Annotated in this window: 31 protein-coding genes; 11 read left to right on the plus strand and 20 right to left on the minus strand. The window is 54.6% G+C overall.

Going from position 1 to position 25,404, the window contains the following annotated elements:
- Positions 1 to 41: 41 nt before the first annotated feature.
- Positions 42 to 338 (minus strand): addiction module antidote protein, encoded by a 297-nt coding sequence (locus BZ163_RS19360; protein ID WP_011117436.1) that lies wholly within the window; start codon positions 336 to 338, stop codon positions 42 to 44.
- A complete protein-coding gene (locus BZ163_RS19365) occupies positions 335 to 637 on the minus strand; it encodes a type II toxin-antitoxin system RelE/ParE family toxin (protein ID WP_011117437.1) in 303 nt (100 codons plus the stop codon). The genes BZ163_RS19360 and BZ163_RS19365 overlap by 4 nt, the downstream gene beginning before the upstream one ends.
- A 209-nt stretch (positions 638 to 846) precedes the next feature.
- On the opposite strand from BZ163_RS19365, the gene BZ163_RS19370 reads away from it, so the two are divergent.
- The 7 genes from BZ163_RS19370 to BZ163_RS19400 all read left to right on the plus strand — a co-directional run bounded on the left by BZ163_RS19370 (position 847) and on the right by BZ163_RS19400 (position 4,434).
- Positions 847 to 1,251, plus strand: a complete 405-nt coding sequence (locus tag BZ163_RS19370) for a hypothetical protein (protein ID WP_011117438.1) — start codon at positions 847 to 849, stop codon at positions 1,249 to 1,251.
- Between the two features lie 50 nt (positions 1,252 to 1,301).
- Positions 1,302 to 1,787, plus strand: a complete 486-nt coding sequence (locus BZ163_RS19375; RefSeq protein WP_011117439.1) for a single-stranded DNA-binding protein — start codon at positions 1,302 to 1,304, stop codon at positions 1,785 to 1,787.
- A gap of 194 nt (positions 1,788 to 1,981) precedes the next feature.
- The gene (locus BZ163_RS19380) at positions 1,982 to 2,809 is read left to right on the plus strand and encodes a DUF932 domain-containing protein (RefSeq protein WP_011117440.1); all 828 of its coding nucleotides are present in this window, start codon (positions 1,982 to 1,984) and stop codon (positions 2,807 to 2,809) included.
- Between the two features lie 54 nt (positions 2,810 to 2,863).
- On the plus strand, positions 2,864 to 3,286 hold the full coding sequence (locus BZ163_RS19385) for a hypothetical protein (RefSeq protein ID WP_011117441.1): 423 nt from the start codon (positions 2,864 to 2,866) through the stop codon (positions 3,284 to 3,286).
- Positions 3,287 to 3,309: 23 nt separating this feature from the next.
- Complete coding sequence (locus tag BZ163_RS19390; RefSeq protein WP_011117442.1) at positions 3,310 to 3,639, plus strand: TrfB-related DNA-binding protein; 330 nt, start codon at positions 3,310 to 3,312, stop codon at positions 3,637 to 3,639.
- Positions 3,632 to 3,904 (plus strand): hypothetical protein, encoded by a 273-nt coding sequence (locus BZ163_RS19395; RefSeq protein ID WP_019694539.1) that lies wholly within the window; start codon positions 3,632 to 3,634, stop codon positions 3,902 to 3,904. The genes BZ163_RS19390 and BZ163_RS19395 overlap by 8 nt, the downstream gene beginning before the upstream one ends.
- Positions 3,905 to 4,170: 266 nt before the next feature.
- Positions 4,171 to 4,434, plus strand: a complete 264-nt coding sequence (locus tag BZ163_RS19400) for a hypothetical protein (protein WP_019694540.1) — start codon at positions 4,171 to 4,173, stop codon at positions 4,432 to 4,434.
- Positions 4,435 to 4,944: 510 nt separating this feature from the next.
- Here the strand turns inward: BZ163_RS19400 and BZ163_RS19405 are convergent.
- From BZ163_RS19405 to BZ163_RS19420, 4 genes are all read right to left on the minus strand, one after another.
- Entirely contained in the window at positions 4,945 to 5,730 is a 786-nt protein-coding gene (locus tag BZ163_RS19405) for a SprT-like domain-containing protein (protein WP_011117444.1), read from the minus strand.
- Positions 5,731 to 5,867: 137 nt separating this feature from the next.
- Positions 5,868 to 6,254, minus strand: a complete 387-nt coding sequence (locus tag BZ163_RS19410; RefSeq protein ID WP_019694541.1) for a hypothetical protein — start codon at positions 6,252 to 6,254, stop codon at positions 5,868 to 5,870.
- Positions 6,255 to 6,257: 3 nt separating this feature from the next.
- Complete coding sequence (stbB, locus tag BZ163_RS19415) at positions 6,258 to 6,977, minus strand: StbB family protein (RefSeq protein WP_011117446.1); 720 nt, start codon at positions 6,975 to 6,977, stop codon at positions 6,258 to 6,260.
- A gap of 85 nt (positions 6,978 to 7,062) precedes the next feature.
- Positions 7,063 to 7,428 carry a TraD protein gene (locus BZ163_RS19420; protein WP_128872253.1) on the minus strand — a complete coding sequence of 122 codons (366 nt, stop codon included), beginning with the start codon at positions 7,426 to 7,428 and terminating at the stop codon, positions 7,063 to 7,065.
- A 428-nt stretch (positions 7,429 to 7,856) separates the two neighbouring features.
- On the opposite strand from BZ163_RS19420, the gene BZ163_RS19425 reads away from it, so the two are divergent.
- From BZ163_RS19425 to BZ163_RS19440, 4 genes are all read left to right on the plus strand, one after another.
- On the plus strand, positions 7,857 to 8,249 hold the full coding sequence (locus BZ163_RS19425; protein WP_011117448.1) for a hypothetical protein: 393 nt from the start codon (positions 7,857 to 7,859) through the stop codon (positions 8,247 to 8,249).
- On the plus strand, positions 8,242 to 9,798 hold the full coding sequence (locus tag BZ163_RS19430) for a type IV secretion system DNA-binding domain-containing protein (protein ID WP_011117449.1): 1,557 nt from the start codon (positions 8,242 to 8,244) through the stop codon (positions 9,796 to 9,798). Before BZ163_RS19425 ends, BZ163_RS19430 begins: the two co-directional genes overlap by 8 nt.
- Positions 9,799 to 9,808: 10 nt before the next feature.
- Positions 9,809 to 12,754, plus strand: a complete 2,946-nt coding sequence (gene mobF, locus BZ163_RS19435) for a MobF family relaxase (RefSeq protein WP_011117450.1) — start codon at positions 9,809 to 9,811, stop codon at positions 12,752 to 12,754.
- Between the two features lie 229 nt (positions 12,755 to 12,983).
- Positions 12,984 to 13,412 (plus strand): hypothetical protein, encoded by a 429-nt coding sequence (locus tag BZ163_RS19440; protein ID WP_128872254.1) that lies wholly within the window; start codon positions 12,984 to 12,986, stop codon positions 13,410 to 13,412.
- A gap of 328 nt (positions 13,413 to 13,740) precedes the next feature.
- Here BZ163_RS19440 and BZ163_RS19445 read toward each other — a convergent pair whose 3' ends face one another.
- The 14 genes from BZ163_RS19445 to BZ163_RS19510 are packed head-to-tail and all read right to left on the minus strand — an operon-like array spanning position 13,741 to position 25,392.
- Positions 13,741 to 14,379, minus strand: a complete 639-nt coding sequence (locus BZ163_RS19445; RefSeq protein WP_011117452.1) for a hypothetical protein — start codon at positions 14,377 to 14,379, stop codon at positions 13,741 to 13,743.
- 47 nt (positions 14,380 to 14,426) lie between these two features.
- Positions 14,427 to 14,909 (minus strand): hypothetical protein, encoded by a 483-nt coding sequence (locus tag BZ163_RS19450; protein WP_011117453.1) that lies wholly within the window; start codon positions 14,907 to 14,909, stop codon positions 14,427 to 14,429.
- 14 nt (positions 14,910 to 14,923) lie between these two features.
- The gene (locus BZ163_RS19455; protein ID WP_011117454.1) at positions 14,924 to 15,529 is read right to left on the minus strand and encodes a phospholipase D family protein; all 606 of its coding nucleotides are present in this window, start codon (positions 15,527 to 15,529) and stop codon (positions 14,924 to 14,926) included.
- Positions 15,519 to 15,848 carry a TrbM/KikA/MpfK family conjugal transfer protein gene (locus tag BZ163_RS19460; RefSeq protein WP_011117455.1) on the minus strand — a complete coding sequence of 110 codons (330 nt, stop codon included), beginning with the start codon at positions 15,846 to 15,848 and terminating at the stop codon, positions 15,519 to 15,521. Before BZ163_RS19460 ends, BZ163_RS19455 begins: the two co-directional genes overlap by 11 nt.
- Positions 15,849 to 15,877: 29 nt before the next feature.
- A complete protein-coding gene (locus tag BZ163_RS19465) occupies positions 15,878 to 16,783 on the minus strand; it encodes a lytic transglycosylase domain-containing protein (RefSeq protein WP_011117456.1) in 906 nt (301 codons plus the stop codon).
- Positions 16,767 to 17,795 carry a P-type DNA transfer ATPase VirB11 gene (gene virB11, locus BZ163_RS19470; RefSeq protein WP_011117457.1) on the minus strand — a complete coding sequence of 343 codons (1,029 nt, stop codon included), beginning with the start codon at positions 17,793 to 17,795 and terminating at the stop codon, positions 16,767 to 16,769. Before virB11 ends, BZ163_RS19465 begins: the two co-directional genes overlap by 17 nt.
- Positions 17,796 to 17,804: 9 nt before the next feature.
- Positions 17,805 to 19,088: a TrbI/VirB10 family protein gene (locus BZ163_RS19475; RefSeq protein ID WP_011117458.1), complete on the minus strand. Its 1,284-nt coding sequence runs from the start codon at positions 19,086 to 19,088 to the stop codon at positions 17,805 to 17,807.
- 2 nt (positions 19,089 to 19,090) lie between these two features.
- The gene (locus BZ163_RS19480; protein ID WP_011117459.1) at positions 19,091 to 19,882 is read right to left on the minus strand and encodes a TrbG/VirB9 family P-type conjugative transfer protein; all 792 of its coding nucleotides are present in this window, start codon (positions 19,880 to 19,882) and stop codon (positions 19,091 to 19,093) included.
- Between the two features lie 24 nt (positions 19,883 to 19,906).
- Positions 19,907 to 20,572 carry a type IV secretion system protein gene (locus BZ163_RS19485; protein ID WP_011117460.1) on the minus strand — a complete coding sequence of 222 codons (666 nt, stop codon included), beginning with the start codon at positions 20,570 to 20,572 and terminating at the stop codon, positions 19,907 to 19,909.
- 3 nt (positions 20,573 to 20,575) lie between these two features.
- Positions 20,576 to 21,439 carry a type IV secretion system protein gene (locus BZ163_RS19490; RefSeq protein WP_011117461.1) on the minus strand — a complete coding sequence of 288 codons (864 nt, stop codon included), beginning with the start codon at positions 21,437 to 21,439 and terminating at the stop codon, positions 20,576 to 20,578.
- On the minus strand, positions 21,427 to 21,831 hold the full coding sequence (locus tag BZ163_RS19495; protein ID WP_011117462.1) for a hypothetical protein: 405 nt from the start codon (positions 21,829 to 21,831) through the stop codon (positions 21,427 to 21,429). Before BZ163_RS19495 ends, BZ163_RS19490 begins: the two co-directional genes overlap by 13 nt.
- Complete coding sequence (locus BZ163_RS19500) at positions 21,824 to 22,036, minus strand: hypothetical protein (RefSeq protein WP_011117463.1); 213 nt, start codon at positions 22,034 to 22,036, stop codon at positions 21,824 to 21,826. Before BZ163_RS19500 ends, BZ163_RS19495 begins: the two co-directional genes overlap by 8 nt.
- A 27-nt stretch (positions 22,037 to 22,063) precedes the next feature.
- Positions 22,064 to 22,753 (minus strand): type IV secretion system protein, encoded by a 690-nt coding sequence (locus BZ163_RS19505; protein ID WP_011117464.1) that lies wholly within the window; start codon positions 22,751 to 22,753, stop codon positions 22,064 to 22,066.
- Entirely contained in the window at positions 22,750 to 25,392 is a 2,643-nt protein-coding gene (locus tag BZ163_RS19510) for a hypothetical protein (protein WP_019694561.1), read from the minus strand. Before BZ163_RS19510 ends, BZ163_RS19505 begins: the two co-directional genes overlap by 4 nt.
- Between the last annotated feature and the right edge of the window lie 12 nt (positions 25,393 to 25,404).

The following is a 25,404-nucleotide window of genomic DNA, read 5'->3' on the forward strand; positions in this document are numbered from 1 at the left end:
AAAAAAAACCGCACAACGGCGGGTTTGAGTCAGCGCAACGTTTACCCGTTGGCTAGGTCGACGTGCTGTTTTGCTGTCATGTCCAGGCCTACCGCACGCATCACGCCGATCATGGTTTTCAATGTCGGATTGCCGTTTTTCAGATTGTAGAGGTGTGCGCGGGTGACGCCTGCCTCTTCTGCAATTGAGGTCATGCCTTTGGCGCGAGCTACCACGCTCAGCGCTTGCGCGATAAAGGAGGCATCCCCCGATTCGAAAGCATCAGCCATAAAGATGGCGATAGATTCCGCGTCAGTGAGTAATTCCGCTGGATCGTATTCGTAAATTGGTTCTTTCATTCGTCTGCACTCCACTGGCTTGCCAGAGTTTTAGCGGTTTCTATATCCCGCGCCTGACTGCTTTTATCCCCACCGCAGAGCAATAGGACCAGCTGATCGCCGCGCTGCTGGAAATACACCCGGTAACCGGGGCCATGATGAATTCGCAACTCACTGACGCCTTGACCTACTGGCTGCACGTCACCGACCAACCCGTGGGCTACCCGCAGCACCCGCGCCGCGATAATCAGTTTGGCCTTCTTGTCACGCAGTTTGCGTTCCCAAGTCATGTAAGTGGCGGTTTGGATAATCGTTTTCATGGGTATAAGTGTATTATATATATGACACATAGTCGAGCGGAATGGCCTATTCTCGCATGCGAAAAAGTAAATAAATAGTCATATTGGATGATACTTATAGTTTACTATGTTTGTGTTTGTTGAGATAATTTCTCCGTCGAAGCAATCCTGCTTCGGCAGCTTGGAACCAGCGGCGGCAACCGCCCAGGCAAATCGCGAAGGAGCTTTCAATGAACACTCATACCCAGTTTCAAACCACCGCCCCGATCTTTCACAACTGGCTGACCACTGATGACTTCCTGGCTTTTGCCAAAGGTATTTCTAAGCCGATGACTTCCAATATCGACGACATGAAAGCCAAGTTCGACGCGATCTTCTCTGACGCTTGCAAGCGTGGTTCGACGTACGAAACTGTCGTGCATAACTTCTTTTGCGCGGGTGTCGAGGCCGAGTTCGGCACAGACGAAACAGCCCCCGAGTTCGCGGAAGTTTTCGTGTATGCCCGCGAATATGGCTACATGAATGCAAGCGAAAATGCCGCACGCGAACAGGAGGACGCCGAGAACGGCTATTGCCAACACGGCCTTGATGAACAGACGTGCCCGTGCGGTTGCTTCGAAGGCGACGCATACTAAAACCACCCCGCCGCCCCTGTACGCCGGGGCATCTAAAAGGAGTTTCCATCATGGCCCGTGGCGTAAACAAAGTGATTCTAATAGGGACTTGCGGTCAGGATCCCGAGGTTCGTTACCTTCCCAACGGTAACGCCGTGACCAATTTGAGCTTGGCCACCAGTGAGCAATGGACAGATAAGCAAACCGGGCAGAAGGTCGAAAAAACCGAGCGGCACCGGGTATCCCTGTTCGGCAAGGTGGCCGAGATTGCCGGCGAGTATCTGCGCAAAGGTTCACAGGTCTACATCGAAGGCAAGCTGCAAACCCGCGAATGGGAGAAGGACGGTATCAAGCGTTACACGACAGAAATTGTCGTAGACATGCAAGGCACCATGCAGCTGCTGGGGGGTAGACCGCAGAACCAGGACGGCACCAACCAGGCGCAGCAACAGCGGCGACCACAACAACCGGCCCCGCAACCGCAGCCCGCATATGACCCCATGGATGACGACATTCCCTTCATGGACCCCTATCGTTTTTCTTGCCTGCTGCAGTAGACGTGACGGTCTGTGCAACTAGAGCCCGGCCCAGCGCCGGGCTTTTTTACAGACAAAATAGTACAATTAGATTATACCTTTAGTTGACTTGGTAACGATCTTTTGCGATAATTTCTATGTCGAAGCAATACCGCTAAGACAGCCTGGAACCAGCGGCGGCAACCGCCCAGGCACATCGCGAAGGAGATTCAAAAATGCGTCTATCCAGCAGCTTCCGCAACCCTTGCATGGTTCGCAGCAACACCCCTTTGACTAACGACGAAATCGCGCGTGTCGCGCCGTCCATCTTTGCCGTCGAAGCGCACGACAGCCGCTCCGATCGCTACCGCTACATCCCAACCGTCGACGTGCTTACCGCGCTGCGCGCAGAAGGGTTCGAACCCTTCATGGCTTGCCAAACCCGCGTGCGTAACTCCGACAAGATCCAGCACACCAAACACATGATCCGCCTGCGCCATGCGTCCAACATCATGGACAAGGAAGCCAACGAAATCATCCTGCTCAACAGCCACGATGGCACCAGCAGTTATCAAATGATGGGCGGGTGCTTCCGCTTTGTGTGCGCCAACGGCCTTGTCCTGGGCGAAGCCGCGATGGATCAGAAAGTCCGTCACAGCGGTCGACAAGACGTAATCGGCGAAGTCATCGAGGGGGCATATGAGGTGCTGGACCAATTCGCACTGATCGAGGATCAGCGCGAAACCATGAAGCAAATCCAGATTCGCCCCGAGCTGCAACACGCTTTCGCCGAAGCTGCATTAGCGTACCGCTACGACCCAGCCGAAGGCCCGGCGCCTGTGACAGCTTCACAGCTGCTCATGCCTCGCCGCCGTGAAGATCGCACCGATGATCTCTGGACCACATTCAACCGCGTACAGGAAAACTCCATCAAGGGAGGGCTTACAGGTCGCAACAAGCAAGGTCGCCGCACCAGTACCCGCGCCGTCACCGGCATTGACCAGGACGTGAAGCTAAATCGCGCCCTTTGGGTTCTGGCTCAGCACATTCGCGAAGCCGCCTAACAAGTTCAGGCCGGGCGCTACACGCCCGGCCTACCTCGCAAGGAGATAGCCGCCATGCCGAAAGTTTTCTTTGTACCAGGTCAAACCACAATCATTGATTACGCCCGCGAGATTGGCCCCAACATGTGGGCCGCTCGCTGCAGCTGGCTAATGTTGCCGGAGATTCGCGTGCGTCACCCCGGCGCAGTGCTGGACGATCAAACCGCTTTCCTGCAGGCGCAGGAATCGGCCAACGGCACCAAGCCTGCGCGCATCACTGAGGCGCGCTTTGATTTTGCGGTCAGTCATGGCCAGGTGTTGGACTACTTCGCCGATGACACCGGCGATTCATTCATACTGCAGGCCCCCGAGGTCGGCGATTTGGTGCGCGTGTATGCCCGTTGTTTCGGTCATTGCTGGTCGTTCCTGTGTCTGTCGATCATCACCCATAGCGAGATCCGTTCCCGGATCTGCACAGCGGTGGCCACGAATCATTGACCACTGAAAAACGGAGTTACTACATGCAGTCGATTTACACCGCCGAGGACTGGAAAAGAATATCGCCGGTATTCGCCTCGCGTCGCTTGGCGGTCTCTACGGTAGAGATCGCCAAGGCCATCTTGGTAGATGGCCAGCGACCGCAAGACGTGGCCAACGCTAGGGACATGTCTAAACAGACCGTTCACGCAGCAGTAAAGCGAGTTCGGGCAATCCTAGACGAGCACGGGGCCAGTGAGCTGGTGCCCGTTATGGTCTGGTTACCGCCCGAGCTGGCCGCGCAAGTCATGGAGATGGCCAAGCCCTACATGGATGCCAAACCGGCAACGAAAAAGGGAGGCAAGGATGCGTAAGACCGATTTTAAATCATGGCTCAAAAACAACGGCATGGCCCTGCCGGTGCTGTTTGAAGATGACCCGGTGGCGTACACGTTCGCGCCTCAAACTGTGACCCTCACGCCTGAGTTGCTGCACCAGCTCGACCGCGTGCGCCTGTTGCAAGACGCCGCCGATGATCACAACTGCCCGGATCGGCAAGCGTTGGAAAGCGAGATTGAACAGGCTCACCGCTTTGTAAGCTGGACGCTGCAAGGCATCGTTTATCCCGAATCAAAATGAATGGAACTCACCAATGAAAACCGCCACATCACGACGCCATAAAATCCTATTCGTTGGGTTGGCCATCTTTTTGGTAGCCGGATGGATTCAACAAAAATACGCCAAGGACCGCGCCCAAGCTGACTATGAAAGTCACTGCGCGGAGATTGCGAAAAACCCGGCCCGGATGCCATGCGTTACCCCAACGTCGCCTAATATTCCATTGCCAGCCCAGGGTTAGAATGCTCGTTGCGTAACATCAACTGATTCCAAAAATGAGGTGCCGCATGCAACACCAAATTGCTGACCTTCGACAGATCGCCCAGGTATGGCGTAAAAATAACCAAGAACAGTCTGGTGGGATCGTGTGTATTTGGGAGCAGTCTGCCTACTGCTGGAAAAATGAACTGCGCGACCCTGACCATGAAAGACCAGGTGTGTACGCGGTTTTAGAAGATGGCCAAGTGTTCATTGCCGAAGGTGGTGATTATTCAAACGGTGCCAAACAGTGGGCGGCGATTGCCCCCGCTGCAAACAAGAATCCAGCCTAGATCTACCCCCTAATTTCCCTGTGCGTGCCCCCTTCGGGGGGCGGCTGTCGTGAACCAAGCCCTGGCCAAAAGCGCGCCAGGTCTTGGCCCTTCGGGCTTCCATCCTCACGCCTCCGGCCTTCGGCCTGCGCGCTCCGCTTGCTTTGTAACGGCACAGGGTTTTACCTTGGCCGACCTCCCGGTCGGATTTAAAACCTTCCGGCCTGGCGGCCGGACGCTGCAGCAACTCACGTTCAAGATCTTTGCACGGCTCAGGAAATCGTCCTGCAGTTGCCCACCGCCCGGGCAAACAGCACGTCCAGCCCGTGGACAACTGCTCCGCTCGCTCTGGCCTTTGTTGGGCCTCGCTCGCTGGACGATTTTTCGTGCGTGAGCTCCTGCAGCGAAAAAGCAGCCTTCGGCGACCAAGAGCTGCGCCCTTGGATCCGCAGCTCATACGTCGCCTGACCGGCAGCGGCCAGCCGCAATCAACTGACGTTCATCCTGAAACGTCAGACATTTGCGACCGGCTCAACTGGGTGATGGATCTGCTGGGACTTCCACCAGTTCTTTTGAATCCACGAACGGCACATTGCAGTCGACGCATTGCACGCGACCGCTCAAACCTGGCTTACCCCACAAATTCAAATGGCAGCTCGGGCATGTGTATTTGCGCTTGTTCTTCGGATCCTCGGGGTTTGTGGCAGGAGTCAGCAACCCCGCCGAAGTTAGCGCCAGTATGTCTATCGTCGGATCAGCCACAGGCTGTTCGACGGGTTTTCCATCAGGCCCGTAAAGCTGGGTCGCTGACATGGCCACCCGTTGGGTAACCACGTCAATCCAAGAAAGCATGCCGCCCTGTTCAATCAGTTCCTGGCATGCAACAGCGAATGGCCCACCATCAATGATGTAGTGCGTCATCTGCTGGCCGCATTGCTTACCACCTGGCTCACCTGTATCGGACGGCATCAGTCCGATGGACTTCATTTTGTTGGCCCACTCGCGGTTGTGGTAGCCGCTTCGTGATCGCGTGCCGAAGTGGTCTTGCCACTGATGAACCTGTTCATGTGCAAGCGTGGAAAGCGTCTGATCGATCCGACGATGCGCGAAGTACGCACAGTTGAGCGCAATCTCATCGCTTTTTCCCGCGCCGTTCCGGCGCAGGAAACGCGACGGCGAGAAATACCCAAACGTATTGGCTTTTCGCTGCAGGGTGAAAATGCAGCCGGGCAGCTGCCCGCCAAACAACTTTTCATTGAACCAGTCATAGGCCCCTTCAATTTCTTCGTAAAGCTGCTGACTTGGTGTAGCGGACATAAGGACTCCTTTCTCGCATGCGAGAAAAACCCCAAAGCCTGATTACCAGCGGCGGGGCGGGTGTAATTCGTAGGAAAGCATATCCTGTATCGTACGATACAGGATACACCCCAAAAAAAGGGGGCGTGCCCCCTCGATCAACCGAACAGCCTGAGCTGCTGGCCTACAACCATGAGAAGTGCGCCGATAACCACACCGGCGCCGATGAGCATTGCGCAAAATCCTACGGCGCGGCGCTGCGCTTGCGCCGTGATCAGATTGGCCGAACTCCGGTTAATCTCGTTACCAATCCTTGCGACCGCTTCGCGTCCGGCAAGGATCAGGGCATTGCGCTCCTTTTCCATCATGGATTCGAAGTTCATCTGCGACTGGAGCAGAGCCTTACCCGAGCCATCGCGCACCGCCTCGGAGATCTTCGCCGCCAACTCGCCGTCTACCTGTTCCAGGCGACGGACGAGCGCGTCGAAATCTTCCATCATCTGCCCGACCATCGCTTCACGCGCTGTCGTAGCGTCCTTGGCCATCGCTTACTTCCCCTTTCCAAACAGCGTGGCGTACACCTGATCGAGGTTCTGCCAGGCCGACTTTGCCAGGCGCTGCACAGAGATCATCCGTTTGGCCTGTTCCTTTGCGGCATCGTCTTGCGCGGCTCGCAGTTGCTCGCGGTAATCCGTGGTGTCCTGCACCACAGCGGCGATGCTGGTTTTCAAAGCCCGGAGGCGTTCGAACACTTCGTTCGAGTAAATCACCGCATCACGCTTGAGCATGAATTTCTTCTCCAGCTCGTGGAAACCCATCAACGCTGCGAAGGTGTGCGGCAAGTCGTCCGCGTCGTCGATCTCGACCTTGTTGAAGACCACCAGAATCCGGCTGCGCGGAACGCCCAGCGTGGCCAGCGTCTTGATCGTGTTGATGGTGTCCGCTTGCTGTTTTTTCTCGGATACCGTGGGCACCAGGAAGAAATCGAATTCTTCGTGCGAGCCTGCAAACTGGCCCATGTACTTGAAAAAATCCTCGACGTTGGATGCTCCAACGTCGACCACGGCGTTGTCTTCCGTCATGAGAATTTCCGACAACTCACCGAACCGGCGACCCTTGAGCAGCTCGATCTCGGCGGCATCATCCGATGCGCCGGCATTGATCGTTTCTACCGCGAAACGTACGCCGCCCATGCGTGGCGACAGCAGCGAATCGGACAAGGTTGTCTTGCCGGTGTTACCGCTGAAATTGACTACTGCGATTTTCATTTTGGCGTCCTTTTTCGACGGCCTGCATTCTCATACATGGCCAGATCTGAGGCGTTCTGATCATCCCCAGGATTCATAATCTTGCTCAGCTCAAGCGCCCCAACGGGGCCGCTTGACTGACCTTCGTTTCTCCATCTGTATCGTACGATACACCTCCTTCTATTTCTGGCTCCCCTCGCTCAACCACTGGCTGCATGCTTGGCGCTGGGTTCGTAGTTTGGTTCGATTGCGTGGGCTTCTGTCGTTGCGTTTTTCGATACCGATACAGGTAACTTTTCAGCGTCTCCATGCTCAGCTCGATCCCCTGTTGTTTCAACACATCCAGGATCACTTGGCGACGTACACCCGCGCTCAGTTGTTGCTCAATCAATGGCATCACCTGGCGTATTTTCGCTGCCTTTGACTCAGGCCCTACCGCCATCAGTGCATTCGTTAGATCTTTGTCGCCCATTTTGCACCCTATCTGCACCCCTATTGCACTCTAGGTGCATCTTAATCGCCCCCTACCTGTAGTCAAGTTGCACCCCTCTTGCACTCTCTTAGCACCCTTCCTGCACCCTTTCTGCATACCATCTGTGCTACCCCCCTACGGCCTGCGGCCTGACTAGTGGATACGCCCTTAACAAGAGCTTCAACTTTTCCCCTTAACAGGGTCAAAGTCTCAATACACAACACGCACCCCCCTAGCGGTAGGTTAAAGCCGCGCTGGGAGCGGCTTACAGAGCAAATTCATGAATTTCATGCGCTATACATATGTATTACAAAATTATCATTTAGACCAATAAAATCAAGCATTTTATGTATTGCATTTGCTATACGCTATTTCGGAAGTTATCGTTATCCTGAATTAGTCCCATATTTGGCTCAGAGAGGACCACCGTGGCGAAGACACTTCCAATACGTTTAAACGACGACCAAGAGGCTCGCCTTGAGCAAGCGGCAGCGTTGGCAGGCTACAAACACCTGTCCACCTACGTGCGTGACAAGGCTCTGGCCAACGAAAAATCGGGGAGCCGACAGACCGATTTGGACAGCTGGGCAGATCAGCAACGCATGCTTGGTTTGCTCGAAAACGTCAGCCAGGCTCAGGCGCAAAATCGCACCCTTTTGACCATTGCTGTCTACTTGCTGCGCCAAGGTTTACAGCAAGGAAAGGTCAACCAATTGCGTGCCGAACTCAGCCATCTGGTCGATACCGATCAGTTGATCAGTACGCTGTTGCCAGAGCTGGCCAGCGATATCGAACGTCTATCAGGAGAGGACAATGCATAAAAGAGAAGTCGATTCTGCAGTGATGACAGCGGGTTTCGGTTTGCCGATCGCTGGATGGGCAGCAGGCGTTTATTTGGCACAGATGCCGTTGACGCCATTCCCTGCAGCGTTCAAGGAAACGCTTCACAACGGCTGGCAGAACCCGATTGTACTGGGGGCCACAATTGCCACGTCAGCGGTCGCCGCTTCGCTGGTTTATTACCTGTACGAGTATTGTGACGATGGGTTCCGGGGCGAGCAGTACCAGGAATTTTTGCGGGGCTCGGAGATAAAAAACTGGCATACCGTCAAGGCAAAGGTGCGCCGCCGTAACGAGAAGACGAATCGCGAGCGGAAAAAGCGAGGGTTGGCCAAGTCTGAGCCGGTCATGATTGGCAAGCTGCCTATGCCTCTGCACCTTGAAGATCGAAACACGATGATCTGCGCGTCTATCGGTGCCGGTAAGTCGGTGACCATGGAAGGCATGATCGCCTCGGCATTGAAGCGTGGTGATCGCATGGCCGTTGTCGACCCAAACGGCACGTTCTATTCGAAATTCAGTTTCAAAGGCGATTACATTCTCAACCCATTCGACGCCCGCTCCGCTGGCTGGACCATCTTCAACGAGATCCGTGGCATCCATGACTTCAACCGGATGGCCAAGTCGATAATCCCGCCCCAGGTCGACCCGAGTGACGAGCAATGGTGCGCGTACGCTCGCGACGTATTGTCCGACACCATGCGCAAGCTGAAAGAAACCAACAACCCGAACCAAGACACGCTGGTGAATTTGCTGGTGCGGGAGGATGGCGACACCATCCGCGCTTTCCTGGCCAACACGGACTCCGAGGGCTACTTCCGCGACAACGCAGAGAAGGCAATCGCCAGCATCCAGTTCATGATGAACAAATACATTCGTCCGCTGCGCTACATGAGCAAGGGCGATTTTTCCATCTACCAATGGGTGAACGATCCTAATGCCGGCAATCTGTTCATCACTTGGCGGGAGGACATGCGGGACACCATGAAACCACTGGTGGCCACGTGGATTGACACCATCTGTGCAACGATCCTCAGCTCAGAGCCGATGACAGGCAAACGGCTATGGCTGTTCCTCGACGAGCTGCAGTCCCTCGGCAAACTGGAAAGCTTCGTTCCTGCGGCGACCAAAGGGCGGAAACATGGTCTGCGTATGGTCGGCAGCCTGCAGGATTGGTCGCAACTCAACGCCAGTTATGGCCGTGACGATGCGGAAACGCTGCTTTCGTGCTTCCGAAATTACGTCATTCTTGCTGCAGCGAACGCCAAGAACGCAGGCATGGCCAGCGAAATCCTCGGCTCTCACGATGTTAAGCGTTGGCGGAAATCCTACACCGCGGGCAAGTTGACCAGGACCGAGGAAGTCACGCGGGATGAGCCGGTGGTTCAGGCTTCTGAAATCTCCAACCTTCCAGATCTGGTCGCCTACGTGAAATTCGGTGAAGACTTCCCGATCACCAAGGTAAAGACGCCGTACATTGATTACAAAGAGCGCGCCCAGGCAATCATGATAACCGGTCAAGCCGCGTAACGAGGTAGCCATGTTCAATGTTACCTCTATCAAGGGGAGCAACCAGTACGCTGCAGCTGGCTACTACACAGCTGCAGACGACTACTACGCAAAAGAGTCCCCCGGCGAGTGGCAGGGAATCGGCGCCGAGCTTTTAGGCCTGGATGGGCCAATCGACCAGAAGGAGCTGGCCAAGCTTTTTGACGGCAAGCTTCCGAACGGCGAGCTGATGCCCAAGCCCGTCAACAAGGAAACAGGTCAAATAGTTAATCGTCGGATGGGTTTGGATCTGACGTTCTCAGCTCCGAAATCTGTGTCTATGCAAGCCCTGATCGCCGGTGACAAGGACGTGGTAGCTGCGCACGACCGCGCAGTAACCAAAGCGATGGAGCATGTCGAGAAACTGGCGCAGACCCGCCGAAAGGAACATGGCAAGTCCATGCTCGAACGAACGGGCAACCTGATCATCGGTAAGTTTCGCCATGAACTCAGCCGCGCCAAAGATCCTCAGTTGCACACCCACGCCGTAGTCATGAACGCGACACGGCGTGCAGACGGTAAATGGCGAGCAATACACAACGACGATATTTTCAAGATCCAACCGCAGATCGACGCCATGTACAAGGGCGAGCTGGCCAAGGAGCTGCGCGAGCTGGGCTATGAAATTCGGGTGTTGGACAAAGACGGGAATTTCGAGCTGGCCCATATTTCGAGGGACCAGATCGAGGCGTTTTCGAGCCGGTCCAAGGTGATCGAGGAAGCGTTGGCCAAGGACGGGAAAACACGAAGCAACGCCACGGCCTTGGAGAAACAAATTATTGCGATGGCCACCAGGCCACGCAAAGACGAGCGCGACCGTCATTTGGTCAAAGAATACTGGGTCATCAAGGCGCGAGATCTAGGTATCGAGTTCGGCGGCCGCAGTCAGCTTGATAACCGCGAGTACGGTAGGCGCTCAGAGAGCATCCATGCAGAACACAACCTGCCGGAAGGCATCACCGCTGGCCAAGCAGTGGTGCAATACGCCATAAACCACTTGACCGAACGTGAGCAGGTTGTCGGCGAGTCTGATCTGCGCACAGCTGCGCTACGGCGCGCTGTTGGCTTGGCATCGCCATCCGAAGTCGACGATGAAATCAAGCGTCTGGTGAAACAGGGAACGCTTATCGAATCTCCACCAACCTACACGATGGCCACAGGTAAGGATGGGACGGCGCTGTCACCTGCTGGGTGGCGCGCATTGCTGAAAGAACAAAAGGGCTGGACTGACAAGGAAGCCCAGCAGTACGTCAAGATGGCGATCACCCGTGGCTCTTTGGTTGAAGCTGAAAAACGGTACACCACTCAACGGGCGTTGAAACGAGAAAAGGCGATCCTCGCTATCGAGCGCAGCGGACGTGGCCTAGTCGCGCCGCTGTTGAGCAAGGAGCAGGTAGCAAAAGCACTTGAGGGCTCAACACTATCTGCAGGCCAGTACCAGGCCGTGGAAGTGATCGTCAGTACGAGCAACCGATTTGTTGGCATCCAGGGCGACGCAGGAACCGGCAAAACTTACTCAGTTGATCGCGCTGTTAAGCTGATCGAGTCAGTCAACAACGCCATGACCGAGCGGACTACAACGACCGATGCGGTTTTCCGTGTCGTTGCTTTGGCACCCTACGGCAACCAAGTAACCGCACTGAAAAACGAAGGGTTGGACGCTCACACACTCGCCAGCTTTTTCCATACCAAAGACAAGAAGCTGGACGAGCGGACAATCGTCGTACTCGATGAGGCAGGTGTAGTCGGCGCACGCCAGATGGAGCATCTGATGCGAATCATCGAGCAGTCCGGCGCCCGACTGGTCCAGCTGGGCGACACCAAACAAACGGAAGCTATCGAGGCTGGCAAACCATTCGCCCAGTTGCAGCAGAACGGTATGCAAACTGCGCGGATCAAGGAAATTCAGCGACAGAAGAACCAGGAACTAAAAATTGCTGTTCAGCATGCGGCTGATGGCAACCCGGGAAAGTCACTTGAGCATGTCAATCATGTTGAAGAATTCCGGGAGCCTGGCCAACGGCACCAAGCCATCGTTCGTGACTACATGTCGTTGACGCCGGAAGAACGCAAAGAAGTATTGATCGTCGCCGGTACGAACAAGGACCGCAAACAGATCAACGCAATGACAAGGGAGTCGCTTGGCCTCGTAGGCAACGGGAAAGAGCTGCCGACGCTCAACCGCGTCGACACCACACAAGCCGAACGACGGTACGCTCCAAGCTACAAAAAGGGAATGATCGTACAGCCCGAGAAGGATTACATAAGAACTGGCTTGTCCCGAGGGGAGCTGTATACCGTTGACCAGGCCCTGCCCGGAAACGTGCTGGTGGTAAAAGACAAGAACGGGAACCGCGTCGAGTTTAATCCTCGGAAGCTGACCAAGCTCAGCGTGTACAACCTTGAGAAACCTGAATTTTCCGTTGGCGATCTGGTGCGGATCACCCGTAATGATCAGAAACTGGATCTCACCAACGGCGACCGAATGCGGGTTGTTGGGAACGCCAATGGCGTCATCGAGCTGGCATCCCTCAAAGAGAAAGACGGCACGCCAGAACGAGTAGTGGCCCTTCCAACTAACCGACCATTGCATCTAGAGCACGCCTATTCCGCTACCGTCCACAGCGCCCAAGGTCTTACAAATGATCGAGTGATGATCTCCATCAACACGAAAAGCCGGACAACCTCACAAAACCTTTGGTACGTGGCCATCAGCCGGGCAAGACACGAAGCGCGCATCTATACCGACTCAATAGCCGGATTGCCTGCCGCCATTGCAAACCGATACGACAAAACTACAGCCCTGTCATTGCAGCAGGCGCGAGAGCGTCAGCGTAACGAGTCCATCAAGCCGCGCACGGTGTTGGACGGTAAGGCGCTGGAACGCAAACAGCGTTCCGCTCTGGACGGACCGAGCGCAGGTAAATCAGGCGTGTAGATGATTTTTTGAATTGTGATGAGAATATGGGGTTCCGGTATTGCCGGAACCTTTCGCATTTAGATGACAGGATTTTATGGCTGATTGGAAGAATATAGGCCAGGCCAGGTGGTATGACTGCAAGCTGGGGACCATGAGAGACGAGGACTTGGCTCAGCTTGTCGGTACGACAAAAAACGTAATTCGTTACCGGCGTCAGCTATTCGATATCGAAGCTTGGAATGTAAGAATGGCCATCGAGCCCTACCGGCATTTGTTGGGCATAGAATCAACTCGAACTGTAGCGCGCCTTTGCGGGGTTTCTGCCTACAGCGTTGATCAATACCGCAAATCTTTAGGGGTCAAGGCCAAGCCGGGACCGCCCCCACTCCCAAAGCCGAAGCGTTTCCCGGTCAACCATCCGTTACGTCGCTACAAGCCGCTCTTGGGCATAGTGCATGACCAGGACGTGGCAGATCTTGCAGGCGTTTCAAGAACAACGGTTCGTAACTGGCGCGAAGCGTTGGGGCGTGCGCCTGCTGATCCATTACCGAAGCAGCCAACCACGGCACAGCTAAAAAACTATGTCGGTCCGTGGCTGGGTTACGAATCATTGTCCGGCGTTTCCATCAGTCGCGCTATCGAATTCCGAAACAAGGTGATTGCCGAGCAGAGCTAGGATCGCCGCTGGCAGCCAGGGGTGCCCCCTGGACGGCAGAACAAAGCAACACCAAGGGCGCTGCCCTTGTCAACTCGCTGGGGTCGCCCAGGCCTCAGGTGCGCGGGGTGGTGAAGCTACCCCACACACCCCGGCGCAGACTGGGGGTCACTGCGCACCGTCAAGCAGAATACGCCTGCGGCGGTCCTGCGGAGGCGGGACCCACCTTCGGCGGGGCCCCCGCCATTCCACTTGACCGCGCTACGTTCTGACAGCATGGCGCGGAATCGCATTTATCGAAGGCAGCAAAAAGGGGGCAAAGCCCCCTTTTCTTAAAATCTACCTAGGTTCAATCTCGGCCCATTCCGCCAAGTCCCTTGGGCTGGTGCGAAGGCACCTTTTGTTCATGCTGCAGCTGACGATCTTTGACGATGCCCACACCGGCGAAAGGGTAACGAATGGACAAGTCTTTGCCAGGGTGGACAAGGCCGGACTTTGCACTGCTCAGCGCGGAGCGATCATGCGCAATGTGCGTGACGCGATCACCGTTCACGATCTGCTGTATGACTTGGTTCTCCTTGAACCCAACCACCTTGCCTTCGTAGGTTTTGCCAGCGACAGCGCGCTCGTACGCAGGCATATCCTTCGGTTTTGAATTGGCAAGTTCTGGTTCTGCAGGCTTACCAGCTGCAGCACCGGCATGCTCCTTTTTGCTCAGCTCAAGAGCGCCTTTGAACGACGCCTTGAAATCAGCTGCACCAGGTGCATTATCAAACGGCAAATCCTTGTATGGCTTACCTTCATGCACACCGGTGCCAGCGTACATTTTCGCACGATCACCGGGCTCCTGTACCAGGATCATCGGTTTATTGCTCAAGTCAGCCTTGAACCACGCTTCTCCAGCGGCCTTTGCGTCAGTGAATACCTGACGCTCTTTGCCTTCCTGATTGATGGTGTAGGTGGTCTGAGTAACGTCTTCTTTGGCCATGTCCTAATCCTCTTATCTGTCTTAGATCTGCAGCTATTGAACGCGGTTTAAACCCGCCCTATTCCAGCGGCGCCTTTCGGCAGGTGTTCCGGTGATCTTTGCCCATCCAGCTCCATGGCAGGCTTCGCTATGCCGACGCTTTCAGACACATAACGAATGCTCACTGACCTGTCACTGGTGAACACGTTGGCTTGCACGCTGTTGAGCGACGTGCGCTTGTGTTCAATCAAAACATCGTAACCATTGACCCGCGATGCTTGATAAAACGACTGGGAGTCGCGGTGAACGATTGGGCCCTCGTAGGCCCTGCCAATGTCAGGCTGAATAGCTGGACCGTACTTTTGAAACAGTTCGAAGGAGGGCTCACTACTGCGCTTGTGATCGGTTGCCCAGTCTTCGGCATTCCGTGGCGAAGCGTTCACATGCTCCGCCACGTTCTCACCAGGTCGCTTGCCTCCAGTCAGCTGATAAGCACCACGTTCACCCTGTTGCGTTCGATCCTTGTCCATTGGGTTTTCGTCTTTGTCCATTGGTAGACCCTCGCTCAATACTGTGGTTTGAAAGCTTTGCCCTGATCCCACCGGCTTTGCCAGTGGTTCAGGTATTGCTCGGCGAGATCGGCATCATTCCAAACCACCAATGCGTTCTCGCTGTTGCTTTTGGCGGCGGCAGCGGAGTAGTTGAAGCTTCCGGTTTCTACCGCTTTGCCATCCACAACGATGAACTTGTCATGGTGAATTGCGTAAGTGCTGATCGTGCGCGTCGGTATGCCAGCACGTACCAGGAGTGACAGCGCGTGTTTCCCCGCCCGCGAGCCGTTGCCCTGCAGGTTGCCCTGGTAATCAGCAACCACCGCCACATCGACCCCGCGCTGTTTCGCTGTGATCAATGCTTTCGCTACATCAGGACTGGTAAACACGTAGGCCGAGAGCCTGATCGAGCTGGAGGCTGAATCGATGGTTCGCAGTACCAGGTCGCGGGCAGATCCTTCCGGAGAAAACCCCACCTCGATGCGACGTGCACCGTCAACATCGACCGCCGCCGCTGAAGGCTGGGCGTCCGTTGACTGGTCCGCCCAGGCAATTGGAGACACCAAGCCTAAGAACGAGGAGAAGGCAAAAATGCGGACGGCGTGCAACTTAGAAACCATAGCGCGAGCCTCCCCACTTATCGTTTGCTTGTTTGGCCCCAGCCTGATCATCAACACATTGCGCCACGAAATCACCGCGAGCAGCGGCAGTGCGTGAAGGACTGAAGTTGCCGTGTTTGAATTTCACGATGCTGAAATAGCGCTTGAGATATTTGTCGCAATCACCGTCGCGGGACATGCCAAGCAGACAGAGAGTTGCCCCGCAAGCATCCTCATCACTGTTTTGCCCATACGAAAAGTCAGTAGGGGGTTGCGCGCCTGCTTGGGCAACACCGGCAAATGCCAAAGTCGCCAAGAGAGCTAAGAATTTTTTGCGCATTAGGATCTCCTTTTCTCGCATGCGAGAAATCAGTTGATTATCTGTACGAATGAAGGGGCCGTTTGTTCCTGCTGCACGGGCACTGCCGCTGGCTCAGCATTAGCTGTCGGAGCGTCGAAGGCTGTGAACTTCCGTTTCTCATCGGGCGCATCACCGGTATCCAACTGGACCTGAATCTGCGACTTCTGCTGCGCTTGAGGCTGTGCCTGTGCTATCGCCTGACCGTTTCCATCCGTGAAGGTCAACCACGGCCCTGCAGGCTGCTCAGAGGCTCCCTGAGCGCGCTTGCGCGCTTTAGAGGGTGACTTGGTGCTAGCGATTACAGGAATGGCTTGCGTGGCTTCCTGTACGTCGAACGCGGGCACAATCGGATCATCAGCCGTTGGTTTACTTGCACGGTCGACCACCCTTTCGACGTAGGACATTCCACCAGGGCTATCAGCATCGAAGCCAAGCCGCTCGTTACCGCTGTAATACATGGAAGTCGCTTTCAAAAGAGCTTCTTGTTCAGTAGCACTTGTTTTGAGCGCTTGGGTGTAATACTCAGTGAACAACTTGCTGATGGCCTGCAGGTTACGGCACGGTTCGAACACATCCTGATAGCTCAGGCCCCGGGCTCGCATGTTGGTCATCAACAATTGGCCCAGGCCCATCGCGTAGCGATGGCCGTCACGTTCCAATTTCTCCGCTGTGGCAATTGCTTCACTCAGGGACTTGGGCTGACGCTCAAGGCGAGTACCAACCACACCAATGGCATATGGGTTGAATGACGACTCATTACCGATCAAGGCTTTTAGCGTCGACGCATGGACGTTTGGCGCGCACTTAGCGGCCAAATCTGAAAAGCGTTGTTGCTGGGTTTCTTCTGCGGCAACGTGGCCGACAAGGCAGGCCGATGCAAGGATGGCCAGCGCGAATTTAGGCAGCTTTTGCATATTGCACCTCCGTGATGAAACGACGGCCATCAAAGCCGTATTCCCACTGGATCACTACGTCGATCAGGTGACGTGAGAATTCCACAAGTTGGTTTTTGGTCATGTCAGAGCCGCCACGCGATGCCATCGACGCAAGCCGGTCAAACATCAGGTCGGGGCTGTCCGAGTGGATAGTGCTGAATGAACCGCTATGGCCGGTGTTCAGCAATTCAAGATAGGGGTAAGCCTCAGCACCGCGAAGCTCGCCCATGATTGCGCGGTCAGGCGTAAGACGAAGAATCGACTCAAGGTGATCAAACGGCGTGACCCGCGCTTTGCCTTGGCCACCACGGGAATAGATCAAATGAACCACGTTCTCGCTTTTGAGACGGATCTCGCGGGTATCTTCGATTGTGACGATCCGCTCATTAGGGTCTACATGCTGCAACAGCATGTTGAGGAAGGTGCTTTTGCCCGCGTTTGTCCCTGCCGAAATCATGATGTTTTTGTGGGCCTTGACGCACCCAATGAAAAATTCCGACCAGCGCTTGGCGCGGTACAACTCGACCAGGTGATCATCGCTGTACTGATCTGGCGTGCGTGCCTCGTTGATCTGGTCAAACGCTCCCGAAGCGATGTATTGGTCCATCGTCAGCTGAACGCGGCCAGGTTTACGAATACAGACGATGCCGCCGATATGTTGCTCAACGGCAGGCGCAAGCACGCACTGGACCCGATAGTCGCCACGTTCCGAGTCCGCTACGTGGTCGCTCATGTCCATAGGGATGCGACCGGACAGGATCGGCGCATAAGCGTTGACCTCTTGCTCTGTATGCGCCGCAATCAACTCGGCCAGCGACTTGATCAGCGGAAGGGTGACGCCATCCACAACGACTGGGCGCATGAACCGGCTACCGCGATACGCGGCCCATACGTTGCCTGGACCATTAATAGCGATCTCGGATACCGCTGGGTCATCGAGCAGGAAATCAAAACTGCGCAGCTTTTGGCGGAACGAAGCAATCTCAGACATGGAAAAACCTCAGTTAATGAATTTCACGCCGCCGTTGTCAGCCTCTTTGGCTTCCTCGGCGAACTGTTCGGTGAAGTCCAAATCACGCTGCAGGTAGATCACCACGCGTGAGCCATGAGGAACGGTGACTGTTGGTTGAATGTTTGCGTACCGGCTAAGAATGGTTTGCGAGGACTCAGCAGCAGCCTGTTGCACTTCAGTACGGTACTGAGAGGCCGAGTTTTCTTGATCACCAGAGGAAACGCCGGAGTTGGAGGCACCCGCGCCGATGATCGAGACAGCAGCAGCAACACCGAAGATCTGCGCCCAGTGGTTATCAACGACACCACCCTGGCCAGCGGAGCCCAGCTGATCAGAGCCAGCGCTATCCAAAGCAATTTCCATTGCACGACGCCCCGGCAACTTGGGCATACGCAACCAGTTCCAAACGGTGAACAGGCGCTCTTGACCAGGTGAAAGACTGGCGTTGTAGCTTCCGCATACCGAAGACCCCCAAGGGATCATTACGCGGCGACCCTCCGCTGCATAAACGTCCTGTGCAGTGGTTACGCAAATCTGACCTGGCAATTGACTCTGCGCACGGGGCTGCAAAGTCGCCTCGATTGCAGCGCCCTGCAGAACCTTGTACTGCAAATTCTCCAGAGCCCGAGCTTTCGCCACCGGCACGCCGGTGGAGTAAGTCGACGATGCGAAATTCTCGTTTGCATTGCGGGAGACGCGCCCGGAATTACCCGAGTTACCGCCCAGCAACGACCCACCGGCTGGTGGTTGAGCTGGATCTTGATCGTCACGACCTTGCGCAAAACCATCGTCCTTTGCAGTTGCAAAGATCGCCGAGCGTTGACGCGCAGCGAGCATCTTTTTGCGCGCAACTTCTTCTTGAAATTCCAACGCTTGCCGCTGCTTTTCAGCTTCGCTCAAACCCTCTTGGTTGGTCTGACGCTCAGCTGTTGAACGGGGTGTGTCAGCTGGGGCGCCCGGCTCCCCATCGTTGCTAACTGGCTTTACCTTCGCCGCTTCGCGCTTGGGAGTAGGGTCTTGGACCTTCCGGCGCTCAGCAGCGACAATCTCATCGTTTTTTGCTGGGGCAGCTGGTTCACCACTGTCATGCTTGAGCCAGTAAACGAAACCACACGCCACAACTGCTGCGCCAATCATAAGAACGCCGCTGCGCTTTCCACCAGAACCAGCCTTTAGCATCGAGTTCGATTGCGACTCGTTCCACTCGGCCATTTCTTCTTCGCGGGTTTTGTCCGCTTGCTGATCAGTTGGTTTGATAGGTTCCTTCGCCATGGTTATGCCCCTCCCCCATCACGCGCACCCCGAGTAACAGTGCGTTTATACGGATTCGAAAGGTTTTCAACGCAGATGTAGGAATTGCCGCTGCGCACCACGAACATGCTGGCCAGGCGCTGAACCACCCAATACTCACCCTCGCGGCGAGCATTGACCATCGCCTCGGTGCCATCAGGCAGCACGCGGTAAAACTGCGGGAGATCCGCACCCTTCTTCATCAAAAACTTGGTGAACTGACCATCATCCATAACGCCCTGCAGGCCGATGGCTTCTTTGTCACCCGAATAGCCGTAGTTGATGTTCGGGGAAGAAGGAGTACCGGTGCTGGTGACTGGCCCAGTAGCCGCAGGCGCTGGGGTTTCCGCTGCATCGTTAAACGATGTGACACGGCTGGTCGGATAAACGAATCGGATCAAGTACGACTGACTTGTTTTCGCCTTCGTACTGTTGAGCTGAAAGTAATACGTCCGCTTGGATGTAATCACCGTCATGTTTGTGTCTGCATTGTCTTCCACGGGCTTCAAGAAAACCCGGTTACGGAATGGCATGCTCTGCCAGGAAATCGTGTCACCAAGTGCTACGACCTTGACCATTTCATCCGCTTCGAACTCAATGGATGTTTGGTATCCGTAAGTGCCGACCAGTTCGTAAATTTGGTTTGGGTCATAGGGCACTTGTTTGACACGGTTGTCAGAGGACAGAGCCCTCGGCAACTTTGCAGCTAGTGCATTAAATGCACACAAAGCCAAACTCAGGGTAATAGCTGTCGGTAGAACGAACTGTTTTTTCATGATTAGTTTCCTTGTGGGAATGAATTACTGGCGGCTCAGTTCTTCACTCTTACGGTATAAAGTTGCCAAGGTGCCAAACGGGTTTTCCCAACGATCACCCAAGGCTCTAGGGATCATCGTGTGTGCAACCTTTATAGTTGCCAGGTAGGAAGTAACCCTTGGCTCTTTGTCACCCCACTTGTGATTGGTTGAAATGAATATCACCTGATACTCATCGCCAATCTTGTTCATGCGCTTGGGTTGGGCTTCGATCCAGTCGTTTTCCCCGAGCGATGCGTATGGATTGCGCGCGTTATCGGGGCTGATCTCCTTCTCATATTCGACAGCGACATTGCGGGTCATGTACGTGTGGCAGGTATCGGACAGCTGTTGCTTGCGCCGAGGGTCAAAGGTGTTACAAGCACGAATGAAATCAAACAGAACGCCTTCGATGACAGCCTGCTCTTTGTCGACGTTTTCCGCCGTAACCGTGCGCTGCTTGAGCACTTCATTATCGGCGCCGATCACCGTCACCACATTGACGAACGTCTTTGTTTCAGCCAGGAACGCGATGGCTATGGTCGACCCCACCAGGGCTAGTGCGAAGGCACCGTTCAGAAAGTAACTACGGTTACGTTCTTGTTTTACCTTCTTGTGTTCGAGTTGACGCTGACGGCGCGCAATCTCATCTTTCTTTAATGTCTTGTCCATTGCTTATTTCCCCAATCCTACGGTTCGCAATGCCATCATCGCCAGTGAAGAACCACCGACTGTTGCGCTGGTAGCAATCGCAGCTGCCCACCCACGAACTTGCAACAAGCAGATGATCAACACGCCTTCAACGATGATAAGAGTTCCCCATTGTTGAGCGGTGATCAATGCAGCATCCGAAATGGTGGCTGTATTGGCGATCTCATCAATTGCTTGGCCGAAAATCGCATAACCAAAACGAACAATCGCGATGGACAATATGTAGATCAGCGATAAGTTCAGCATTTTGCTAAACCAGCTCATTGTCCATTGCCGCGTTTGTTCGAAAAATATGAAACCGAGCAGTATTGGCAATATGCACATAATTATTGCTGCGCCAAACTTGGCAATCAGCATATTCAGGATTGCAGCGATAAACAGAATGCAGTTCACCATAAACAAACCGGAACCCATGATGATCATGCCAAACTGACGCCAGCTAACGTTCATCAGCGTGCTTGCAACCTGTCCGACATTCACATAAAGCGCGTCAAGCATTGAAGTGCTATCAACACCTCGGCTCATGATTTGTGCCGCAATGGTTTCAGTCCAAGTACCCCAAATCTGATAGAGCGCCGACCCACCCGTTGACCAATTAAGCGTCAGGAAGACCATAAACGTGAGCATTGCCCGTTTAACAATGTCCCACGGCGCAACAGAGATTTTGCCGTTATAGGTCTGAATACCCAGGACTGCCCAATATGCGACGGCGATTGTCCAGACCAGAGGCTCTACCAAGCCAGCGAGATTTGGGAAGACCTCGGCGACAAAGCTAGTTGTCACCTCATCGGTCGCCCCAATCAGGCCCTTGAGGGTTAGGTCCGCCATGGATTCGATGCCCCGTACACAGACTTGAAGTGCGTGATGACCTCGGAAGAACGGAAGTCATCAGCGCCAAGTGCCACACCCGTTTCGGCTTTGATCTCTTTCGACGTTTTGTCGATGCAGCCAGCGACCAGGCCCCCTTTATACGATGGGCTCTTCATGTAGATCTCGGCGAAGCATGTCCCCGGAAACCACCTGGCCACATCAGCTTTAGTGGCTTTCAACAACGGGTTGCCAGAGGACGCTTCGATCCGTACTGGAGCATCGCCATTGGAAGCCGCAGGAGCCTCACTACCGAACTGAAAGGTGGTGGTGTTGACGTAGATGATGGTCCCCACAACAAAACCGGCGACGATCACGCACACGGTGTTGGTGACGGTGAAGAACTTAGACATTGCGGGCCTCCTTGGCCTGAATAACGAAAGGCTTGAACTCACACGCGCATGGCGACTTTTCGATCTTGCCGGTGTTGGTTACACAGCCCGACGCGGCCGATACGATGACTAGCAGCAGCATGAACTTGCCAAACCGGTAGAACAGCCACAGAGGCCCCCAGGCCGGTACGGTGAGGATCTTGAGAATCAGCCAAAGAGTTTTCATGTGATCTCCTTTTCTCGCACGCGAGAATTAGTCTTTTTTCCAACGGAAGAACTGTTCGTTCTGCGACGTTGCTTGGTTTTCCTGATTAGCCAGGTTCGTCTGCAGGTTCATGTTCAACGCCTGCAGCTTTGACTGGGCCGAAGTGAGCATCCCGTTTTCAGTGGCGATCCGGTTTTGCAGATCGGCGGCATCCTTCGCGTTGGTGGTGTTATCCACTTGCATTGAAAGGGTGGTCAGGTTGTTCAAGTGAACCTGTACCTCGCTGTACAGCGCCTCACCGGCAGACATGGCGGCAACGACAGAGTTAGAGCTGAGCTGGTAGCCCCGTGCCCGGTTGCTGTCAGGATTGGCGAACAGCTCTTGCGGCAAGGTGTTGACCAGTTCCTCGTAATACGACTGCTTGCTGCCGTAGGCACCAGAGTTCTGACGCGAAACCACTTCTTGCCAGGAACCGGGAACCACCGATGCAGAGTTGATCGAATCGCTCAGGCCGATAGCGCCACGGCCATAGGAACCGCGCATGTTGTTCATAATGTCGGTTTGCGTTTCGTACTGCTGTTTCAGCACCTTGTATTGCTCACGCAGCTCCGCAAGGTTTTGAGCCAGTCCAGCCCAGGTGCCCGCGTCGCCAGTTGGCACGCCTGTTGCGCCTGCCTGACCGGTAATTGCCATGGATACGGCAATGGCCAAACTCAGTTTCTTTATCGTCTTCATCATCGAATTGCCTTCAAGTTGTGGGTGTTATTGGCCTTGGCTTCTGCCATGAAAACTGGCACCCAGACCTCGGGGTCATTGGTGCCCAGGCGCTCAATGATTGAGTACATCAAGGCCACACCAACATCGTTTGAAGACAGGACCGGAATGAAATCGGACAGGTCTTCGTCAGGGTTATCGGAGGACAGGTCGAAGCACGCACGAATCGATTCCTGGCCGCGACGAATCAAGAACTTGCGATCCTTTGGGTTCAGCTCGCGCAACCACTTCTTTTCTTCCTCCGTCAGGTTCTTATGGTCTTCGTCTTTCACCGAGTCGCTGGCCAGGTAGATCTTGGTTACGGTCTGCTTGTCGATGGAGTCGGTTTCACTGTGGAAGTACTTCGCGTCCGGGGTGATGAAGATCAAAATCCCGTTTTTACGGCGGATCTGCATGATGAAATTGTCAATTCGATTGCGCCAAAAATCGTTTTTGACCAGGTTCTGACCTTCATCCAAAACCAGAATGAAAGGTCTGCCATCCATAGCCTGCTCAATGCAGTGCAATGGGTAGCTCATCACTACTGGCAATTCCGGGCGTGCATCGCCGCCCTTCATCAGCTCCGACATTTCAAAGCAGTAATGCCGCGACTTACTGAGATCGAAAGTGTCATTTTCGTTATCAAAAACGCCGGCGTTTGCACCTTCGATTCCTTTGGCACCATGCCAAATAGCCATAACGTCAGCTAAGGCGCCGTGCCCGTAGGTCCATACGACATTGCGCAACCGGCGATTTTCGAATGGCAGCTCGTAGTTCTCGTTCACTGCATCCTTGAACCGCTTGATATCGTCGGCCTCAGTTGCGGTGCTTGCGTAGCACTCCCGCATCTGGATCTGCAGATCAATGAGGTAGGCACGGTTCTCAGCCGTGTCAGGCAATTTGAAGGGGTTCCAACCCATGCTGTTGTGTGGGGAAAGGATCGAATGGACGCCGCCCATGGCCATCATGAAAACGGTGGCCCCGTAGCGCATGTCAAACCAGTACACAACCGGCAAGGCTTTGTCCGCTTCACTGACGGTTTCAGCGATCAATGCGGTTTTACCCGAGCCGGTGCCTGCAGCCACGCCAGTGTGGCCAGCGACCATCCCTTCCAATTCACGGTGGTAGTTGAAGTTGTATTGAGTGCCACTTTCGGTTTCGAAAGCAGTGATTGCAGGGCCCCACAGGTTGCCGTCACGACGTCCGCGAGCAAAGTTGTGCAACGATGCGAAGCCCGCAAAGTTGGTTGACTTGATCTTTCCCCGGCGACCGATAAGAGCTTCTTGTTGACCAGGTAGCTGCGACCAGAAGAACGTCTCAAGAGCCAACCACTCACGAACCGACTTGACGTTCAGGTCGACAAAGCACCCTTCGATCAAACCAACTGCATCATCCAGTCGCTTCACATTCGCTTTGCGGCTCTCGGCGGTAGTGTTTGCGTCTGATGGAACGTGAATGAAAATGGTCAGGTGATGTTTTCCATTGACCGTATCGCCACGGCGCAAAGCACGAATACCCTCTGCCAGTTCCTTTGCATCGTCCTCCGAGATTTTGTGTGGATCTGCAACCTTGAGACGCCGGGTTTCATCCATCATCGCGGATTCAGCTTCAATACGGTTTTCGAAGAAAAACGACTGAGTGATGATGAATTCAACTGGCTGCTGAAGGAATTTGTTCATCATGCGCGACGGTGTACGACGCGGCCATTCGGCCATGCTCAACATGGAACCGATGCGTGCTGACGTACTGCCTCGAATCTCACACATGTTTGCAAGGATGCGGAAATTCAACCGGGCGTAGGGCAAAGCCTCCTTGATTTTCAGTTCAGTGACGGGGATCTTCCGGAACTCAAGGTTGATCAAGTAGTTGAAGAAGCTGCTCAGCTCGCAGTATTCCTCGCCCAGGTAATCGTAAACAGCTTCTGCGTCGTACTCAGCGTGATCACCAAGCTGCACCTTGAAGTCGTCCCATTTCCACTGGAAGCGGGACACTGCTTGATATGCAGCTTCGCGATCAACTACACCATTGGTTGCGGTCGGATGACGCTGGATGCACAGACGAGTAGCGCCGTAGTCGGACAAGCCTCGCAGTACAAGGTTTGCGGCCTTGTAGAGCGAGTCCGCCATGGCTTCATGTGTCTCGCCTGCTTCATCTGCAGCTGAGTTACCAGTGACCAGCGCAATTGCCCGATCCATGAGCCCTGGAACGCCAGAGCGAAAGCGATTCCGAACCAGCGAGATATAGATCTCGTTGACGTAGAAACCTCTGTTCACATAGCGCTTGCGCAACCGGGCATTGAAATACTTGGAGAACCAAGTACCGCCCTGCCCTTCGGGAAAGTCGATCACCTTACGGCGGATGACATGAACGTAAATGGCAAAATCACTGCTTGCCACTGTGCGTAGCACGGTATTGCGGCGTTCTTCGAACAGCTTGATTTGCGTGCTAGTGAGCGAGTCGAACATCAGGCCATCAATCTTGATGACCTGCACCAGTGAATCCTCGCCGGTGATGACTGTTTGATCGTCATAATGCACGTCATACGGCACCATCTCGCTGACCACCAACTCATCGAGATCCTGATCGGACCCTTCTGGATGTTGGACACCAAGCGAAAGATCCATATTTCGCACTAG

The sequence above is a fragment of the Pseudomonas sp. VI4.1 genome, assembly GCF_002029345.1.
In the GTDB taxonomy this organism is placed as follows: Bacteria; Pseudomonadota; Gammaproteobacteria; order Pseudomonadales; family Pseudomonadaceae; genus Aquipseudomonas.